Annotated in this window: 14 protein-coding genes; 6 read left to right on the top strand and 8 right to left on the bottom strand. The window is 69.4% G+C overall.

Annotated elements, in window-relative coordinates; translation table 11 throughout:
- Positions 1-7: 7 nt before the first annotated feature.
- Positions 8-547 (bottom strand): TRAP transporter small permease, encoded by a 540-nt coding sequence (locus DBV35_RS04890; RefSeq protein ID WP_157961584.1) that lies wholly within the window; start codon positions 545-547, stop codon positions 8-10.
- Positions 548-650: 103 nt separating this feature from the next.
- Between DBV35_RS04890 and DBV35_RS04895 the strand changes: the two genes are divergently transcribed.
- Both DBV35_RS04895 and DBV35_RS04900 read left to right on the top strand, forming a co-directional pair.
- Positions 651-1,751 carry an Ldh family oxidoreductase gene (locus tag DBV35_RS04895; protein ID WP_108659091.1) on the top strand — a complete coding sequence of 367 codons (1,101 nt, stop codon included), beginning with the start codon at positions 651-653 and terminating at the stop codon, positions 1,749-1,751.
- A gap of 11 nt (positions 1,752-1,762) precedes the next feature.
- Positions 1,763-2,434, top strand: coding sequence for a GntR family transcriptional regulator (locus DBV35_RS04900; protein WP_108659092.1), 672 nt, complete (start codon positions 1,763-1,765; stop codon positions 2,432-2,434).
- 71 nt (positions 2,435-2,505) lie between these two features.
- Here DBV35_RS04900 and DBV35_RS04905 read toward each other — a convergent pair whose 3' ends face one another.
- The gene (locus DBV35_RS04905; RefSeq protein WP_108659093.1) at positions 2,506-4,914 is read right to left on the bottom strand and encodes a 1-deoxy-D-xylulose-5-phosphate synthase N-terminal domain-containing protein; all 2,409 of its coding nucleotides are present in this window, start codon (positions 4,912-4,914) and stop codon (positions 2,506-2,508) included.
- 141 nt (positions 4,915-5,055) lie between these two features.
- Here DBV35_RS04905 and DBV35_RS04910 point away from each other — a divergent pair, with 141 nt between their 5' ends.
- On the top strand, positions 5,056-5,523 hold the full coding sequence (locus DBV35_RS04910) for an Lrp/AsnC family transcriptional regulator (protein WP_245943841.1): 468 nt from the start codon (positions 5,056-5,058) through the stop codon (positions 5,521-5,523).
- A 53-nt stretch (positions 5,524-5,576) separates the two neighbouring features.
- On the opposite strand, the gene DBV35_RS04915 is transcribed toward DBV35_RS04910, so the two are convergent.
- Positions 5,577-5,933 carry a hypothetical protein gene (locus DBV35_RS04915; RefSeq protein WP_108659095.1) on the bottom strand — a complete coding sequence of 119 codons (357 nt, stop codon included), beginning with the start codon at positions 5,931-5,933 and terminating at the stop codon, positions 5,577-5,579.
- A 312-nt stretch (positions 5,934-6,245) separates the two neighbouring features.
- Positions 6,246-6,602 carry a hypothetical protein gene (locus DBV35_RS04920; protein ID WP_108659096.1) on the bottom strand — a complete coding sequence of 119 codons (357 nt, stop codon included), beginning with the start codon at positions 6,600-6,602 and terminating at the stop codon, positions 6,246-6,248.
- A gap of 368 nt (positions 6,603-6,970) precedes the next feature.
- On the opposite strand from DBV35_RS04920, the gene DBV35_RS04925 reads away from it, so the two are divergent.
- Genes DBV35_RS04925 through DBV35_RS04935 form a run of 3 tightly spaced genes read left to right on the top strand, consistent with a single transcriptional unit; the run spans position 6,971 to position 10,486 of the window.
- Positions 6,971-8,086, top strand: a complete 1,116-nt coding sequence (locus DBV35_RS04925; RefSeq protein WP_108659097.1) for a linear amide C-N hydrolase — start codon at positions 6,971-6,973, stop codon at positions 8,084-8,086.
- A gap of 56 nt (positions 8,087-8,142) precedes the next feature.
- Entirely contained in the window at positions 8,143-9,540 is a 1,398-nt protein-coding gene (gene gad / locus DBV35_RS04930) for a glutamate decarboxylase (protein WP_108659098.1), read from the top strand.
- A gap of 37 nt (positions 9,541-9,577) precedes the next feature.
- Positions 9,578-10,486, top strand: coding sequence for a hypothetical protein (locus DBV35_RS04935; protein ID WP_108659099.1), 909 nt, complete (start codon positions 9,578-9,580; stop codon positions 10,484-10,486).
- Here DBV35_RS04935 and DBV35_RS04940 read toward each other — a convergent pair.
- From DBV35_RS04940 to DBV35_RS04955, 4 genes are read right to left on the bottom strand one after another with little or no spacing between them, the layout of a single operon-like run.
- Positions 10,483-11,265, bottom strand: a complete 783-nt coding sequence (locus DBV35_RS04940) for a cyclase family protein (protein ID WP_108659100.1) — start codon at positions 11,263-11,265, stop codon at positions 10,483-10,485. The two genes, DBV35_RS04935 and DBV35_RS04940, sit on opposite strands and share 4 nt — an antisense overlap.
- A complete protein-coding gene (locus DBV35_RS04945) occupies positions 11,262-12,500 on the bottom strand; it encodes an SDR family NAD(P)-dependent oxidoreductase (RefSeq protein WP_108659101.1) in 1,239 nt (412 codons plus the stop codon). Before DBV35_RS04945 ends, DBV35_RS04940 begins: the two co-directional genes overlap by 4 nt.
- Complete coding sequence (locus tag DBV35_RS04950; protein WP_108659102.1) at positions 12,497-13,660, bottom strand: thiolase family protein; 1,164 nt, start codon at positions 13,658-13,660, stop codon at positions 12,497-12,499. The genes DBV35_RS04945 and DBV35_RS04950 overlap by 4 nt, the downstream gene beginning before the upstream one ends.
- Entirely contained in the window at positions 13,657-15,333 is a 1,677-nt protein-coding gene (locus DBV35_RS04955) for an AMP-binding protein (RefSeq protein ID WP_205648470.1), read from the bottom strand. The genes DBV35_RS04950 and DBV35_RS04955 overlap by 4 nt, the downstream gene beginning before the upstream one ends.
- Between the last annotated feature and the right edge of the window lie 19 nt (positions 15,334-15,352).

The raw sequence follows: 15,352 nt of genomic DNA on the forward strand, positions 1-15,352 counted from the left end.
GGCTGGATCACCCGATCACTTGGGCGGGGTCGACGTCGGGCGTCGCGAGGCGGCGGCCGCTGACGAGGGCGGATGCGGTGCGCACCGTCTCGTAGGCGAAGATGATCGCCATCAGGCCGAGACCCACGGTGCCGGCGAGGAAGAGGGTGCCGAGGGGGAAGTTGATCGCCGGAAGGCGCGAGTTGAGGCCGAGGATCACGAGCGAGACGCCGTGCCGGACGAGGACGACCAGGAGCAGGAAGATCGCGCCGTTGGTGAGGGTCGACACCGCGAGGTGGAGCCGCTCGGGCAGCTTGTTCACGACGAGTTCGACCGCGATGTGGGCGCGCTGGCCGGCGCCGGCGGCCGCGCCGAGGAAGGTCGCCCAGACGAAGCAGAACTTCGCGAGCTCCTCGGGCCAGGTCAGCGCGCCGCCGAGGCCGTAGCGGGCCACGACCTGCGTCGCGAGCGAGGCGATCGCGACCAACAGGCAGAGCGCGGCGAGACCCGCGATCGACTGCACGAACCAGCGCATCGCGCGGGGCGACTCACCGGACACTTCCGACATCCGAATTCCTCCCATCCGCCGCGTTTGCCAGCGGACCAATTTTGTATTGCAACAAGTATTTCTTCTGACATATCAGTTTGTCAATCACAATGGGAGGACCCTCATGAGCGGTGAGGACGGACGGCACGTCATCGTTGAGACCAGCGAACTCGAGGCATTCTGCACCGCGGCCTACCGCGCGGTGGGTGTTCCGGAGGCCGATGCCGAGCTTGCGTCAACGAGTCTCGTCGAGGCCGATCTGAGGGGCGTCTACTCGCACGGCGTCGTTCGATTGCCGATTTACATCGAGCGCCTGGCGGCGAACGCGATCACCCCGGCCGCCGCGCCGAAGGTCGAGCGCCAGACCCGCACGACCGCCGTTCTCGACGGCGACAACGGGCTCGGCCACGTCGTCAGCGCGCGGGCGATGGAGATCGCGCTCGACATGTCGGCGGGCGAGGAGTGCGCCTTCGTCGCGGTCAACAACAGCAACCATTTCGGCGCCGCGGCCTATTTCGCGGAGATGGCGGCGGCGAAGGGGGCGATCGGCTTCGCCTTCACCATCGGCGGCATCAACCACATGACCCCGTGGGGCGGGGCCGACGCGATGCTCGGCAACAACCCGTTCGCGGTGGCGCTGCCGACGCCGCTCGGCTTCCCCATCGTCCTCGACATGGCGTGCAGCGTGGCGGCGCGCGGCAAGATCATCGTCGCGGCGAAGGACGGGACGCCCATCCCCGGCGACTGGGCTGTCGGCCCGGACGGCGTCCCCACCACCGACCCCGTGCGCGCCCTTCAGGGTTTCGTCCAGCCGATCGCCGGGCCGAAGGGCTATGCGCTGACGCTGACCGTCGGGCTCCTCTCCACGATGCTGTCGGGCGGCGCTTTCGGCTCGGAGGTGACGCACATGTACGACGACCTCGAGCGGCCGCAGAATATCGGCCACCTCTTCGGCGTGCTGCCGATCTCGGCCTTCCGCGAGATGGACGAGTATAACGCGCACATCGAGAAGGCCGCGCGCGATATCAAGGGTGTCCCGCTTGCGACGGGGACAGATGAAATCTTCCTCCCCGGCGAGCGCGAATACAGGCTAAAATTGAAGCAGCGCGACAATGGTGTCAGCATCACCAGCGCCGTGCTGGAGGAATTGAAGGCCATGGGCGGGAATTACGGTCTGAAGGCCCCCGAGCCCATTCGAGTGGAGCAGGACGCATCAGCAGCCTGACCGACAAAACGATGACCGAGACCGAGCCTGCCTCGGCCGTTGATCGCGCCTATCGCACGATCAAGACGGCGATCTTGTCCAATGAGCTGCAGGCCGGGCGCTCGATCAGCGACCAGCGGATCGCCGTCGAGCTGGGGATCAGCCGCACGCCGGTCCGCGAGGCGCTGCACCTTCTCCAGCACGAGGGATACGTGATCATCTCCCCGCGCCGGGGGGTGAACGTGCTCGCGATCAGCCTCGACGATCTGACCCGGATCTACGAGGTGATCACGGCGCTGGAGCTCTACGCGATCCGCGTCGCAGGCCGGCGCGGCCCGGCCCCCGGCGCGGTGGAGGACATGCTCGCCGCCTGCGCCGGGATGAATGCGGCGCTCGCGGAGGGGGAGATGACGCGCTGGTCCTCCTGCGACGAGGCGTTTCACCGGGCGCTCCTGCGCTCCAGCGGCAACGATGTCATCGTCAGCCAGGGGATCCACCATTGGGAGCGGGTGAGCCGCGCCCACCGCGTGGCGCTGCGCCTGCGCGACAAGCCGCGCCTGTCGACCGACGCGCACAGCGAGGTGGCCGAGCTGATGGCCGCCGGCCGGTTCGACGCGGCGGTGGAGCGCCACTGCCAGCAGCGCGAGCGCTCCGGCCAGGAGCTGATCGACGCCATCGCCCGCGTCGGCCTCACCGAACTCTAGTTCGCGCCGGCCCGCCATGAATCATGGCGGGGTGGACCCGCGCGCGCGTCAGGCTCGCGCGGTGCCGCGCCTCAGAAGCCCGAGACGAGGCGCACGAGCGGGCGGCCGCTGGTGAGGCCGGTCGCCGCCTCCGCGATCGAGGCGGCGTCGATGCCGTAGTGGCGGTAGAGGTCCGTGACGGTGCCCGTCTGCCCGAACCGCTCGACGCCGAGGCTGATCGTCTTGTGCCCGGCGACGCCGCCGAGCCAGCCGAGCGTCGCCGGATGGCCGTCGATCACCGTCACGATCCGGCAGTGGGGCGGGAGCGGGGCGAGCATCCGCTCGATATGGCTCTGCGCCGCGGGATTGCCGTCGATCCGCGCCTTCTGCGCGTTGTGCCAGGCCGAGTAGAGGCGGTCGGCGGAGGTGACGGCGAGGACGCCGATATCGCGCCGGCTGTCGGAGAGGAGCCCCGCGGCGGCGATCGCCTCTGTCCCGATCGTGCCCTGATAGGCGATGACGAGGTCGGCGTTCGGGCCGGGCTCCTTCAGCCACGTCGCGCCCGCGATCACCTCCTCGGCGAAGTGCGGGTTCGCGCGGCGCAGCGGCTGCTCGATCTGGCGCGTGGAGAGGCGCAGATAGACCGCGCCGCCCGCTTCGTCGCAGAGCCAGGTGCGCGGGTCGGGGCTCGCCTCGCCCTCGCGCTGCATGTAGTCGAACGACCAGCCCATGATGATGGCGAGCTCGTCCGCGAAGGCGGGCTCGAAGCTCGCGAGGCCGTCCTGGCTCATGCCGATCAGCGGTTGCGCGATCGACTGGTGCGCGCCGCCCTCGGCCGAGAGCGAGACGCCGGAGGGCGTGCCGACGACCATGAAGCGGGCGTCCTGGTAGCAGGCATAGTTCAGCGCATCGAGCCCGCGCGAGACGAACGGGTCGTAGAGCGTCCCGATCGGGAGAAGCCGCTCGCCGAAGAGGGAGTGGCTGAGGCCCGCCGCGCCCAGCATCAGGAAGAGGTTCATCTCCGCGATGCCAAGCTCGATGTGCTGGCCGTCGGGGGAGAAGTCCCATTTCTGCGCGCTCGGGATGCGCTGGCGGCTGAAGGTGTCGGCGAGCTCCTCGCGCGCGAAGAGCTGGCGGCGGTTCACCCACGGGCCGAGATTGGTCGAGACCGTCACGTCCGGCGCGGTCGTCACGATGCGCGCGGCGAGGTCGCTGTCCGACTTCGCGATCGTGTCGAGGATTTTGCCGAAGGCGGCCTGGGTCGAGATCGCGCTGCCGGCGGGGGCGGGCGTCTCGGCAACGCTCGCCGGCACGTCGATCGTGGCGGCGTCGTAGCGGCGCGGGCCGCGGCGGAAGAAGGGGGCGGCGTCGAGGAAGGCTTGGAGGGTCGCCGGGTCGCTGTCGAGCCCCTCGAACGCCTCCCACTCGTGGCCCTCGCGCACCTTCATCGCGCGCTGCAGCGTCTCCATCTGCGCGGCCGTCATCAGGCCGGCGTGGTTGTCCTTGTGGCCGGCGAGCGGCGTGCCCCAGCCCTTCACCGTGTAGGCGATGAAGACGGTCGGCCGGTCGTGGTCGATCGCGCTGAAGGTCTCGGTGAGACTCGCGACGCAGTGGCCGCCGAGATTGGCCATCAGCTCGGCGAGCTCGGCATCGCTGCGCTTCTCGATGAGGGCGGTCGCGGGACCCTGGTCGCCGATCTCATCCAGCAGCCGCTTGCGCCAGGCCGCGCCCCCCTGGAACATCAGCGCCGAATAGAGCTGGTTGGGGCACGCGTCGATCCAGGCGCGCAGCCTCTCGCCGCCGGGCTCGGCGAAGGCGGCCCGCTGCAGCGCGCCATATTTCAGCGTGACGACATCCCAGCCGAACGCGCGGAAGACGGTTTCGACGCGCTGGTAGAGGCCCTCGCGCACGACGCCGTCGAGGCTCTGGCGGTTATAGTCGATGATCCACCAGGTGTTGCGCACGTCATGCTTCCAGCCCTCCTGCAGGGCCTCGTAGACGTTGCCTTCGTCGAGCTCGGCGTCGCCGACGAGGGCGATCATCCGGCCCGTCGCCCCGCTCGCCCCCGGCCAGGACTTTGCTGCCAGATAATCCTGGATCATCGAGGCGAAGAGGGTGATGCCGACGCCGAGACCGACCGAGCCGGTCGAGAAGTCGACATCGTCGGTGTCCTTGGTGCGGCTCGGATAGGACTGGGCGCCCTTGTAGCCGCGGAAATTCTCCAGCTTCTCGCGGCTCTGGTTGCCCATGAGATATTGGATCGCGTGGAAGACGGGCGAGGCGTGCGGCTTCACCGCGACGCGATCCTCCGGGCGCAGCACCGAGAAATAGAGGGCGGTCATGATCGAGACCATCGAGGCGCTCGACGCCTGGTGGCCGCCGACCTTCAGCCCGTCCACCTTCTCGCGCCGGTTCGCCTGATCGATGAGGAGACAGGCGAGCCAGAGCACCTTGCGCTCCAGGTCGCGCAGAATGGCGGTGTCTTCGGTGTGTGTCGCCATGATCGCCTCCGAATAGCGGGTCCGAACTCGACAAGGTGTGGAGACGGACAGGATAGCGCAGACGCCGCGGCACGTCCTTGCGAAATCATGTGGCGGACGGCATCATCGTGGCAGATTCAGCCAAAAGAGGTGGGTATTGGGGTGGAAACACTCAAGCTCGACCAGATCGATCGCCACATCTTGCGCGTTTTGCAGGAGAACGCGCGACTCACCAACCAGGAGCTCAGCGAACGGGTTGGGCTCAGCCCCTCGCCGTGCCTGCGCCGTCTGAAGCGGCTCGAGGCGGAGGGGGTGATCACCGGCTATTTCGCCTCGGTGGACGAGGAGAAGCTCGGCCTGCCGGTCGCGATCTTCATGTCGGTGCGGCTGGAGCGGCAGGTCGACGCCGAACTCGGCCGGTTCGAGGCGGAGGTCCGCAAGCACCCCGAGATCGTCGATTGCTGGCTGATGACCGGCGACAACGACTACCTCCTGCGCATCGTGGCGCCCGGCCTCAAGGAGTACGAGCACTTCCTGACGAGCATCTTCACGAAGATCCCCGGCATCGCCTCGATCCGCTCGTCGGTGTCGCTGCGCCGCGTGAAGGCCTCGGCCCCGCAGCCGGCGTGAAACGAAGAAAGCCGCCCGGGTGGGCGGCTCGCTTTCTCCTCGGTGCGGTCGGCTCAGTAGCAGACCTTCTCCTTGCGCATCACGTAGTGGCCGCGGCGCGGGTTCCAGACGCGAACCTTCTCGATGTAGCAGTCGCGCTGACGAACGCGGCGGTGGCCGTGGCCGCCGTAGTAGCCGCGGTTGTTGTTGCCGGAGGCGACCGCCGCGCCCAGCGCGAAGGCGCCGAGGCCGATGATGGCGGCGCCCGCCGCGTTGCGGCCGCGATTGCCGACCGTCTCGATGCCGGTCGCGTCGGTCTGGATCTCGGCCTTGGCGAGGCCGTTGAAGGGGGCCGCGGAGGCGGCGTTCGGGACGAGGGCGGCCATCGCGATCGTGAGCGCGGTGGTGGCGGCGATGATCTGGTTCTTCATGGTCGTCTCCTGCTCTCTGATGTTTGCTTCGGCTCTCCCGCCGACACACCGAAGATGGCGACGCCCGCAGAACCCGCCCGTGACCCCCATCACAGCGGGCGCGTTTGGAAATTCTCCTGCTTAAACAGTCTCTTGATGTGTTCACCGTCACATTTCCCGGCCGCGGCGACACAAGCTTGCCCGACCGAACCCAATGCCTCGATCCGCTCGCCGAGATCGCTGCGCCGCGTGAAGGCCTCGGCCCTGCGGCCTTCCTGAAACGAAGAAAGCCGCCCGGTTGGGGCGGCTCGCTTTTTCCTCGGTGCGGTCGGCTCAGTAGCAGACCTTCTCCTTGCGCATCACGTAGTGGCCGCGGCGCGGGTTCCAGACGCGAACCTTCTCGATGTAGCAGTCGCGCTGGTAGACGCGACGGTGGCCGTGGCCGCCGTAGTAGCCGCGGTTGTTGTTGCCGGAGGCGACCGCTGCGCCCAGCGCGAAGGCGCCGAGGCCGATGATGGCGGCGCCCGCCGCGTTGCGGCCGCGGTTGCCGACGGTCTCGATTCCGGTGGCGTCGGTCTGGATCTCGGCCTTGGCGAGGCCGTTGAAGGGGGCCGCGGAGGCGGCGTTCGGGACGAGGGCGGCCATCGCGATCGTGAGCGCGGTGGTGGCGGCGATGATCTGGTTCTTCATGGTCGTCTCCTGCTCTCTGATGTTTGCTTCGGCTCTCCCGCCGACACACCGAAGATGGCGACGTCCTCGGAACGCGCACGTGACCCTCATCACAGCGCGCGTCTTTCGGAATTCTTTCGTTGAATCAGCCAGTTGATGTGTTGCGCGTCACACTTCCCGAACGCCTCCATCGCCGCTTGCGGGATCGATCCCGCCAACGAAAGACGTGGATTGCCGGACGCGTCGATCGCTGCGTCGGTCTTGCATTTCTATTGTGCCCTAAAGCAAACCCTTGAGACGCGGCGCATTCGCAATCGCCGCGATGCAATAGGGGCGCTCCGACAGGCCGATTGGGCCGGGATGCGGCGCTTGAGGAGAGAATTGCCAGGATGTGCACGTCGCTCAGCTATCGGGACACCGCCGGCAATGCCTATTTCGGGCGCACGCTCGAGCTCACGACCGCGCTGCCCTACGAGATCGCCTACCTCCCGGCGGGCGTCGCCTTCGCTTCGGCGATGGCGGGGCACGGTCCGTTCGAATACACCGGCCGACACGCCTTCCTGTCGATCACGATGCCCGACCGCGTGCCGACGGCCGACGCGCCGATCGGCCTTGCCGACCTCAAGGTGCTGGAGGGGCTGAACGAGAAGGGCCTCACCTTCAGCCTCCTGTCCTACCCGGCGGCGGGAGGGTCGCGGCAGGCGGTCGAGAAGACGAAGGCCGTGCTCTCCGCGTCCGATCTCGGCTCCTGGGCGCTCAGCCAGTTCGCGACCGTTGATGCGCTGAAGGCGGCGCTCGCGGAGCAGCCCGTCCTCCTCCAGCCGCTCGCGATCCTCGGCGGCGTGGAATCGCCCTTCCACTATGTCGTCCACGACGCGTCCGGCGCGTCGGCCGTCATCGAGTTCACGCGCGGCGAGATGAAGGTCTACGACAACCCGGTCGGCGTGATGACGAACGGGCCCGCCTTCGACTGGCACCTCACCAATCTCGACAACTACACCTTCCTGTCGAACGTCGACCGCTCCTCGGCCACCTTCGGCGCCTATCGCGCGGTCCAGCCGGATTCCGGCATTGCGACGGCCGGCCTCCCGGCCTCCAACACCTCGGTCGGCCGCTTCGTGCGCGCGGCCTTCTACGCCGAGTTCACCGAGAAGGCGGCGACCCCCGACCTCGCCGTGCAGACGCTCGCGCACATCATGAACAATTTCGACCGTCCGCGCGGCGTGACCATCGACTACCCCGAGGCGGGGGGCGGGCATCTGGAGGTCGCGGGCCTCGCGGCGGACGCCTCGACAGCCTACGCGACCGAGTTCACCTCCTGGACGAGCCTTGCCGACCAGTCGCGCGGCCTCTTCTTCGTGCGCGACTACAAGGGGCTGAACTACACGCGGTTCGACCTCGCATCGCTGCGCGAGGCGAAGGGCCCGCTTGTCGTGCCGCTCCAGGCGGTGTCGGGCGCTGCCGCCGACGGCAGCGCGGCGCTCCTTGCGACGCGCCCGGCCTGACGCCCCCACCCCATCCCGAGCCAAGACCCCGATTTCGCGACGAGAAGGAGCCACCCGTGGGCGATGATCGCACCGCCGTTTGGCGCGACAATCCGTATGACGAGACCTATGGCGCGGGCGATCTCGCCACGCCGCTCGCCAAGTCCGGCTTCCCGGCCGACGAGCGCGATCCGCGCCGCATCTACCTCGCCATCAAGGACGAGCTGATGCTCGACGGGAACGCGCGGCAGAACCTCGCGACCTTCTGCCAGACGTTCGAGGAGCCGGAAATCCATCGCTTGATGGACGACTGCATCGACAAGAACATGATCGACAAGGACGAGTATCCGCAGACAGCCGAGATCGAGCGGCGCTGCGTGCGGATGCTCGGCGATCTGTGGCATGCGCCGGACGCGGAGAACGCGGCCGGGTGCTCCACGACCGGGTCGAGCGAAGCGGCGATGCTCGGCGGCCTCGCGATGAAGCGGCGCTGGGAGGCGCGGCAGCGTGCGGCGGGAAGGCCGACCGGCAAGCCGAACCTCATCACCGGCCCGGTGCAGATCTGCTGGCACAAATTCACCCGCTATTGGGACATCGAGCATCGCGAGATCCCGATGGAGAATGGCCGCCTTCTGATGACGCCCGAGGAGGTGATTTCCCGCTGCGACGAGAACACGATCGGCGTCGTGCCGACCCTCGGCGTGACCTTTACGGGCGAATACGAGCCGGTGAAGGCGGTGAGCGACGCGCTCGATGCCTATGAGGCGAAGACCGGGCTCGACATTCCGATCCATGTCGACGGGGCGAGCGGGGGCTTCCTCGCGCCGTTCTGCGCGCCGGATCTCGCCTGGGATTTCCGCCTGCCGCGCGTGCGCTCGATCAACGCGTCCGGCCACAAGTTCGGCCTCGCCCCGCTCGGCGTCGGCTGGGTCCTGTGGCGGGAGGAGAAGGACCTCCCGGACGAGATGGTGTTCTGGGTGAACTATCTCGGCGGCAACATGCGGGACATCGCGCTCAACTTCTCGCGCCCTGGCGGCCAGATCGTCTGCCAGTATTTCAACTTCCTGCGCCTCGGCATGGACGGGTACAGGAAGATCCACACCGCCTGCTACGACAGCGCCCGCTACATCGCCGACGAGATCGCTGCGATGGGCCCGTTCGACGTCGTCTATGATGGCGACATGGCGCGCGGCATCCCCGCCGCGTCCTGGACATTGAAGCCCGGCACAAATCCCGGCTTCACCCTCTTCGACCTTGCCGACCGGCTCCGCGTGCGCGGCTGGCAGGTGCCGGCCTACACGCTGCCGGCCAATCGCGAGGACCAAGTGATCCAGCGCGTGCTGGTGCGCAACGGCGTCAGCCGCGACCTCTGCTCGCTGCTGGTCGACGACATGAAGGCCGCGATCGCCCACTTCGAGGCCCACCCGATCCAGGCCCCGATGACCAAGGAGGAGGCCTCCGGCTTCCACCACTGAGGGACGGCATGGATCGCGCGCGACACGGCGCGTCCGCATGAGAGTGCGGGCGCATCACGGGCCGGCCCCGATGCACACGGCGGGGGCCTGGCCCTTCGTCACCTTCCGCAGCTTCCACCATCGCGGACGGCACATCACCTGGCGGGCGCGCGAGCACCGCAAGGGCCTGCGCCGCGCCGCGCGTGCGCTGGAGAACGCGGCCGTCCCCTTCTGGCAGGCGGCGCGTTACAACTGGATCACCGGCGCCTTTTTTGCGGTGGGCGCGCTCCTCTTCATGCTCGGCGCCGGCCTCTCCCTGGTGCCGGACATCGGGGCCACCCTCTCGGGGGCGGCGATCGCGATGATCTATTTTGCGGGCTCGGTGCCGTTCACGATCGCGGGCTATCTCCAGCACTTTCAGGCAGCGAACGCGCCCGAATTCACGCCGGATCCGGAACCGCAGACGCCGGCGACGCGCCGGATCGCCGTCATCGGCTGGCATCCGGGAAACGCCGGCTGGATCAGCACGATCACCCAGTTCATCGGGACGATCGCCTTCAATTTCAACACGTTCGACAGCATCGACGCGCCGTCTTCGTGGTGGATGCAGGATCTCGCGATCTGGACGCCGGGGATGGTGGGCTCCGTGCTCTTCCTCGTCTCCGGCACTCTCGCTTTCATCGAGACCGGCCACGCCTATTGGAGCTGGAAGCCGCGCGACCTCTCCTGGTGGATCGTGTTCGTGAACCTCATCGGCTGCGTCGCCTTCATGATCTCCTCGATCCTCGCCTTCGTGCCGAAGGGGGCGGAGCCCGGCTGGATCCCGGCGATGTCGAACGCGCAGCTATTCGCCGGCGCGCTCGGCTTCCTGATCGGCGCGCTCCTCATGATGCGCGAGAGCCGCCTCGCCGACGCCGGCGGATCCACGGCTGCGGGCACCGCCGAAGCGGCGCGCGAGGCGGCCTAATTTCGGGGGACGAGGGCGAGAACGCGCAGCGGGCTCCCGCTGCCACGCCGGATCTTCAGCGGAGCGGCGATGAGGACCGCGCCCGTCGGCGGCAACAGGTCGAGATTGGCGAGGCATTGCAGCCCGTACCGGTTCGCGCCGTGGAGGGTGTAGTGCGCCGGGTAGGGCGGGTTGAGGTAGGAGGCCTGGCCCGCGTCCGTGCCGATCGTCTCCGTGCCGAAGCCCAGAATGTCCCGCTCCTCGACGAGGAAGCGCATGCATTCGGGATCGGGGCCGGGCGTGTGCTGGCCGTCGGCGGCGAAATTCTGGAAGGCGACCGGGTCTCCGGCCTTCCTCGCCCAGCCGGTGTGCATCAGCACCCACGTCCCGGCGGCGATCCGCCCGTGCGCGGCCTCGAAGGCGAGGATGTGGTCCACCGTCAGGAGAAAATCGGCGTCTGCCTCGCTCGCGGCGACGCAGTCGATCACCGCGGCGGGGCCGACGAAGCGGGATGGTGGGATCGCGTCGGTGGTGTTGTGCGGCAGGTTCCGGCCGGAGATCCAGTGGGCCGGGGCGTCGAAATGGGTGCCCGTGTGCTCGCCGCAGGAGAAGTTGTTCCAGTACCAGGCCGGCCCGCGCGCGTCGTAGTGCGAGATCTCCTCGATGCGGAAGGGCGCGGAGGGGACCGTCTCGGACGGCAGCGTGATGCGCGGGAAGTCCGGCGAGAGCGTGTGGGTGAGGTCGACGATCTCGACCGCGCCGCTCGCGAGTTCGGCGATGAGGAGGGGGAGGGCGCTCATTGTCCGGCCTCCGCGAGCTCGCGCGAGAAGGCGGCAGGATCGGCGCGCCAGCGCTCGTACCATTGGCGCGAGACGGGGTCGGGGAAGACGTCTTCCACCCCGCTTTCCAGCGCCTTCACCGCCGCGCGGGCGAGGGCGTCCGGCGCGATCTTCGGCGGCAGGTCGAGCTGGTGCCAGCCCTCGTCGACGGGGCCGGGGAAGATGTTGACGACGCGCAGCCCGCTCGCCCGCATGTCCGCCCGCATCCCCTGCGCGAAGGCGAGCGCCGCGGCCTCCGCGGCCGAATGGGTCGCCTTCGAGGGGGAGGCGACGAGGGCGTAGATCGACAGGATGTTCACCCAGGCGATGGCGTGGTTCGGCCCCTCCGCCGCGCGCGCGGCGAGCGCGGGGCCGAACGCGCGGGCAAGGCGCAGGAGGCCGAGATAGGTGGTCTCCATCTCCGCCCGCGCCGTCTCGACGCCGAGCCCACCGACCGCGCGGTCCGGCCGGTGATAGTCGGCGGTGTTGATCACGATGTCGGTCCGCCCGCCGATCCGGCCGGCAAGGTCGATGACCGAATCGCTGTCCGTCACGTCGAGCGGGACGACGGTCACCTCGGGCGCCGCGACCGCCTCCTCGAAGCCTGGGACGATTCCCCACGGCTCGGCGCGGCCCGCCCAGACGATCGCCGCGCCCGCCGCGACGAGGGCCTTCACCATGGCGAGCCCGGCGGGAGAGGCCGCGTCGGTGACGAGCACCTTGCGGCCCTTGGGGGAAGCGGTGAACTCGCGCATTTGCGAAACCTCGAAATCAGCGTGGTCTTTGGGGAGCGCGATGAGGGCGGTGTGGCCGGCCCGGTCGAGCCGGGCGGCGATCTCCACCTCGGCCGGCGCATCGCCGAGCGCGGGGTGGAGGAAGGCACCGACCGTCACGCCGCAGGAGAGGCGCACAAGGCCGGTGCGCCAGGGGGCGCGCTCGCGGAAATAGAGCTCGTAAGGATAGTGGAGCGTCGTCGTCGCGAGGAGGGTGCCCGCGCCGTCCGCAGGCCGCCAGGCGAGGCGGTCCGAGAGGCACGCGCGGCACACGTCGCGCGGCGGATATTGCACCGCCCCGCAATCGCGGCAGGTCTGGAGCGCGAAGGTCCCGGCGGCGGCCCAGGCGCTCATCTCGGTCCCGGCGCGGCTGCGAGAGACCGGCGGCAGCGTCGCCTGGCGCGGCGCGAGGATCGGATTGCGGCGGGGAGGACGGGGCGTCATCGGGAAAGGATCGCTGCGCCGGCGCTGAGGCCGCGGTCATAGTTGATCATGCCGAAACCCGTGACGAGGCCGATATCGGCGCGGGCGACGGGCGCGCCCTCGGCGGCATCGGTGAGCTGTCGCACCGCCTCCACCACGCCGAGATAGCCGCCGGCGGCGCCCGCCTGTCCGCCCGAGAGCTGGCCGCCGCATGTGTTGATCGGGAACGTGCCGGCGTTGGTGAGGTCGTGCGCGGCGAGGAAGGCTTTCGCCTCGCCCTTCTCGCAGAAGCCGAGATCCTCGAGCTGGATGGCGACGACGACCGGATAGTCGTCATAGAGCTCGGCGAAATCGATCCTGTCCGGGCCGATTCCCGCCTGGGCGTAGAGGTCCTCGCGCCCGTCCGCCCAGCCCGCGCGGGTCTGGATCGGATCGTCGGGGTACGCGTTGTGCCGCTCGACGAGGCCGAGGAGGCTCGCGTGGGGAAGGCCCTCCGCCTCCGCCGTCTCGCGGTGCATGACGAGGAAGCCCTCCGCGCCCGCACACGGCATCACGCAGTCGAAGAGGCGCAGCGGCTCGGCGATCGGGCGGGAGGCGAGATAGTCCTCCATCGTCATCGCCGAGCGCAGGAGCGCGTTCGGATAGGCCCCGGCATTGGTGCGCTGGGCAACGCAGATCCGCCCGAGATCGGCCGCCTCCGCCCCGAACGTGCGCATGTAATGATCGGTGAGGAGGGCGACGGCCGCGTTCGTGCCGGACGCGCCATAGGGGTAGGCCGCGTCCTGGCCGAAGCGGCTGAAGGCGGCGGTGGAGCGGCGGAAGGCGTCGGGGTCGTTGGTGTCGCCGGCGAGGCAGGCGACGATCTCCGCGTCCCCCGCCTGCACGGCGCGCGCGGCGCGGTGGAGCGCGACGATGCCGCTCGCCCCGCCGAAGGGCACGTGGTCGACCCACCGCGCGCTCATCCCGAAATGTTCGGTGAGGGCGATCGCCGTGTCGGGCGCGAGGGAGAAGCTCGACACGCACAGCCCGTCGATCCGCGCTTTCGGCAGGTTCGCGCGCGCGAGCATCGTGCGCAGCAATTCGCCGAGAAAGGCGTGCGCGGTGCGGGTCGAGAAGCGCCGGTAGGGCACGCTCACCGGCACGGCGACGACGATGCCGTCATATCCGAGGCGCCGTCTCATCGCCCGCCTTCGCGCAGCGCCTGCTTTTCGGCGCGCAGGTCATGGCAGTCCGGATGGGCGGCCGGATCCTCGGTGAGGGCGCCGAGGTCGGCCTTGCGCACCTTCTGCGTCGCCGTCGTCGGCAGGCTGTCGAGGAAGGCGACATAGCCGGGGGTCTTGTAGTAGGCGAGCGAGCGGGCGCTATGGGCGAGGATTGCCTCGGCCAGCGCCCGGTCCGGCGCGTTCCCGTCCTGGAGGACGATCGCGGCGAGCACCTCCTCGCCGCGGATCGGGTCGAGCACGGCGACAACCGCCACCTGCCGCACGGAAGGATGGGCGGCGATCGCCGATTCCACCTCGATCGCGGCGATGTTCTCACCCGAGCGGCGGATGATGTTCTTCTTGCGGTCGACGAAGTGGAGGGCGCCGTCCGGCCCCTCGCGCATGATGTCGCCGGTGTGGAGATAGCCGCCCTGCCAGATCGCCTCGGTCGCGGCGGGATCCTTGAAATAGCCGGAGAAGAAGCGGGCGCGGGGGTCGTCTCCGCGCGCGCGGATCAGCAATTCGCCGGGCACGCCCTTTGCGACCGGCGCGCCCGCGTCGTCGACGATCAGCGCCTCCAGCGGCGGGCCGGCCCGGTCCGGGCGGCCGAGGCAGCGCTCGCCCACATGGCGCGGCTCGACCATCGCGCACAGGATCCCCGCGCCGCCGCACTCCGTCATCGCCCAGCCTTCGAGGAGGGGGACGCCGAAGCGCGCCTCGAACGCGGCGTGATGGTCCGGGTGGACGCCGCCGCCCATGCCGAACCGCAGCGCGTGCCGCGTCTCTTCCGGCGCCTCCGGCAGCGCGAGGAGGATCGCCGGCATCACGCCGAGATAGTGGAAACAGGTCGCGCCCGTCTCGATCGCGGTCGCCCACCAGTCGCGCGGGTGGAAGCGGTCGATGATGATCTGCGTGCCGCCCGCGCGCAGCATCCCGATGAAGGAGTTGCCCATCGCGTTGACGTGGAAGGTGGGGAGCGGGGTCATCAGCCGCTCCTCACCGGGACTGAGCGCGATCAGCCCCTGTTGTGCGATGTACCAGTCGCCCCAGCCGAGAAAATAGGCGTTGGAGAGGAGACACCCTTTCGGCGTGCCGGTCGTGCCGGAGGTGTAGAGGAGGGCGCATTCGGCGGCGCGCCCCGTCGCGGCGGGGCCGGCTGCGCGGCCCGGCGCCGGCAGCGGATCGCCGGGCGCGGCGAGCGGGACGCCGAGCGCGGCCGCAACCGGCGTGACCGACGCGTGCCGCGCCGGGAGGGCGACGATCAGCGCCGCCTCGCTGTGGCCGACGACATAGGAGAGCTCGCTCTCGCGATAATCCGGGTTGAGCGGGACGATCGAGACGCCGAGGCTGTTGAGGGCGAGCCAGTGGAGATAGTGGGCCGGCCGGTTTTCGAGGAGCAGCGCCACGCGGTGGCCGGGCCCGTACCCGGCCGCGCGATAGGTGGCGGCGAGTGTGTCCGCCTCGGCGAGCGCCGCGCCATAGGTGATCGCGCGCCGCGTCTCCTCCCAGAGCGCCGCCACCGCCTCCGGCAGGCACAGGAGCTCATGGTCGGCAAAGCGTTCGGCCTGCGCCGCGAGGAGGGCGTAGACCGTCCCTTCGGCGGGAACGGGTTGACCCGCGGCGAGCGCTGCGCCTTCTTGCCGCCCCATCATGCGAAGACACGTGCGGCCG

The sequence above is a fragment of the Acuticoccus kandeliae genome, assembly GCF_003073115.1.